The organism is Nevskia soli (assembly GCF_903970205.1).
Taxonomy (GTDB): Bacteria; Acidobacteriota; Terriglobia; order Bryobacterales; family Bryobacteraceae; genus Bog-113.
Genome location: NZ_CAJCHS010000165.1, coordinates 1 through 3,129, shown reverse-complemented (window position 1 = coordinate 3,129; position 3,129 = coordinate 1). Strand labels below are relative to the sequence as shown.

Here is a 3,129-nt window from a genome sequence, read left to right as displayed (position 1 = left end):
GCTGTTCACCGGCCGGGATCTCGACGGCAATCTCGCGTGGAATCACGATTTCGCCTTCCGGCGTGATCGTACTTTCGAACTCTACGGCCTTCATGATGGACTCCTTATCATCCTACCTAGGTTCGCTGAGGAGTGTCGATCACGTTGTACTTACACGGGCTAACGGCCTGATCAGTTGCCATCGATCGCCAACTCCACCCAACCCGGCAAATTCGCCGGCTGATCCTGCTCGAACACAATGTGCCGCGTCTTCGGAAACGGCAGCCCGCTTTTCACGGCCTTCTCATAGGTAGGTACCGCACCAAGAATCGCGCGAGCCCCTTCGGTCGCGGTATCGAGTAAAGCGCTCTTACCTAAGTAGCCTCCGCCCCAACCAATCGGGAGCAGACAAGTTCCCCGCCCCGCCGCCTCCGCGAGACGCGCCTCCAGTTGCTGGATCTGGCCGTTCAATCGCTCGAGGCCAGGGATCGAAGCGTACCGCGCATGCAGATCGAGCACCTTCCGCGCGTATTCGTTGGCAGCGGTGAACAGGTGCGCGCGGTCCATGGGCTGCGACCAGCGCAACTCGCGCCGGACTTCAGCGCTATTCAGAAACTGGTGCTCGTTCCAGGTTCCGGTGAAGGTGGTGCCGGGTTGCGCCATCTCGGCGAAGATCGGGTTGGGCTTCCATCCGAGCGCGTATTGTCCGGGCTGGCGCGCTTGCAGCGTGGACACGCGGATCAAATAGACCTTGAACGCGTCGTAACCAACCGTACCGGAGTCCGACAAGCCGGCCCAGCGCATGCGGTTGGTGCTGCTCGGGCCGAGCAGCTGATCTTCAGCGGCCAGACCAGGGCGGCGCTTCCCCACGAGTTCGGGAGCGACCGAATCTTTCCAGCGCGAGTGCAACAGCGCGGTGCGGAGTGCGCCTTTGACTGAAGTTGCGGGCAGAAACGGGCCGTTCGTGCCGGCGGCAAACAGCGGGATGTTGAGCGAATCGCCTTGCGCGCGATCCAGATGCTTCGACATCGATGCGTGCTCGAAAGGGATGCGGCGTCCGGCATAGTTCTGCGCGAAGCCGCCCCACGAGGCGAAGTCAAGTTTCGTCGCTTTGCGCAGCTGGGTCAAATAGCCTTCGAGGCGCGGACCGCGACTGAGCAGTTTGAAGATGCGGGTCTGGTCGAGTACGTTGACCTGATCCTTCCAGACCATGTAGTCGATGGCGGCGAGGCGCTGGCCGCCGCCGACTAACAACGGAGTCACACAGGTGACGCGATAGTTCACTCGACGGGATCCTTCTCGTCCGGATTCGGTCCGGGCGGCTGTTCGCCTTCGCCGTCGTTATCATCGCCCTCGCCGGGGACGCCATCCGGGTCGAAGGGGCTCATGTCGCTCGGTTCGCTGAAGGGCGGCTCCATCGGACCGGGGTCGTGCAGGGGCGGCGCAACGTCGTCATCCGGGCCGCCGTTGTCGTCCATTTCGAGCCGCTCGAGCTCTTCGTCCGTCGTCGGAATTTCGCGCGGCAGCTCTTCCGTTTCGGTGGCGTAATCCACGCCGACGGGCGCATCCAGATCGAGGTGCGAAATGTCGGTGCTCTCTTGTTCGACGTCATCGGGGATGCCGGTCTCGTCCGATAACTCTTCTTGCGCGGCCTCTTCTTTGGCGTCGGCAGCGTCCATGGGCGCGGGCGTTACCGTCTCCATCTGGCGAGGCACTTCTGCCGGAACGGCCAGCGAGAACGCCCAACCCGCACGATAGACGGGGTGAGCAAATCCATCCGGCGCGACGTCCGGGGCACTACCTTCAAGTGTGTTGGCGAAAAGCACGGAACCCTCCGCGACCATGGTTAGCAGCTTTTTGGCCGCGCCGCTACCGGAACTGCTGTCGATGTGTCCGCCCCGAACAGTCGCGTGATAACTGCCGCGATCCCATTCGACGTCATCGCCTTGGGCGGGGACGACGAGCGAGAGCAGCCAGTTGACTGTGGAGGCGCCGGCTGCACCTTTATAGATCATCTGCGGAAGAACGCCATCGCGGAACTCGGGCGCGTGAGCGCGTCCCCAGCCTCGGGAACGTTCGCCGCCGAAGCCGGAGTCGGCTAACAGACGGATCGCGCCGCGCAACGACTCGCTCCATTGATCGCGCGTGAACGCGTCATCGAACGCGACGGCGAACCAGAGACCTGACTTTGGGCCGAACTCGATGCACGCCGTCTCGTGCGGGTGCGAGGCGCCGGTCCAGCGATCGACTGCGGCGGAGCGTCGAACCGCAACGCGGAACGGGCCGGACTTGCCCGACGGCACCAGGCACTGGCTCGCGCCGTCGACATTCCACCGATCGTCCTGCAGCGGCTTGCCGGCGAAGATCGATTCGACAAGCGACATGGGAACGAAGCGCGCGCCGGAATACGGGACGCGGACCGATGGCGCGGGCGGCCAAATGTGTCGGGGCGGCGTGCAGTAGAGCGTGTCTCCGAAATACGGATACATCGACGTGAACCGGATGGGCGAACTGCCTTCCGCGCGCGCCGTCGTTTCGAGCCAATACTCGAGGCGGCCGAGCAGGCGCATCGAGTGCGTGATGGCGGAGTAGAGCGTGTCGCTGTGATAAATCAGGTCGACGCGATCGCGCTCTCCGGATGGCGGGCCGATCCGCCACGGCCGCGAGGGCCGCAGTTTCACCAGCATGCCCTGACGAGACATGGCCATTTTGCTCGAGCCTCTTTACGCCGTCAGGAAGGCGCTGCCCTTCTCGTTGACCGCTGTCTGGAACGCGCCGACGTCAGCACCGGCGGCGAGTTCCGACTCCGCTTTGCCGGTCGAGTAATAGTCTTTGCTGCGCCAGTTCAGTTTGAGGTCGCTGAACCGGACGCGTCCACTGCCGCGCGATCCGCCGCCGCCCAGGGCGTCATCTTCAAGAAGACGCAGGCCTTGAACCAACAGGTTTAGCAGCGGCGCATCTTCTTCGCAAAGGACGTCCATCACGAAACGGGTGCGGAAGCGGGCGCCCGCGGGAACGCGTTCAAAGGTGCGGGCGTTGGCTTGTGAAGTGATGCGATCGATCGCGTTTTCGCTCTTCACTTCGGTCAGCTCGTCATCCAGATTTTCACGCATTTGCGGCGTGATGCTGTCGAGATCGAGCGGCGCGTCG

The 3,129-nt window shown here is 63.4% G+C and carries 3 protein-coding genes; all 3 read right to left on the bottom strand.

All coding sequences use genetic code 11. The features are described 5' to 3' along the window. Positions 1-171 precede the first annotated feature (171 nt). Positions 172-1,263 (bottom strand): type III-A CRISPR-associated RAMP protein Csm5, encoded by a 1,092-nt coding sequence (gene csm5 / locus H1Y01_RS07515; protein ID WP_180539825.1) that lies wholly within the window; start codon positions 1,261-1,263, stop codon positions 172-174. Continuing rightward, positions 1,260-2,687, bottom strand: coding sequence for a type III-A CRISPR-associated RAMP protein Csm4 (gene csm4 / locus H1Y01_RS07510; RefSeq protein WP_180539824.1), 1,428 nt, complete (start codon positions 2,685-2,687; stop codon positions 1,260-1,262). Before csm4 ends, csm5 begins: the two co-directional genes overlap by 4 nt. A 15-nt stretch (positions 2,688-2,702) precedes the next feature. Then, positions 2,703-3,129, bottom strand: a 427-nt coding sequence (gene csm3 / locus H1Y01_RS07505; protein WP_180539823.1) for a type III-A CRISPR-associated RAMP protein Csm3, incomplete at its 5' end; no start/stop codon positions are given.

Coding starts and splice junctions, on each gene's coding strand:
- csm4 (WP_180539824.1), bottom strand. CDS start 2,687: ATGGCCATGTCTCGTCAGGGCATGCTGGTGAAACTGCGGCCCTCGCGG.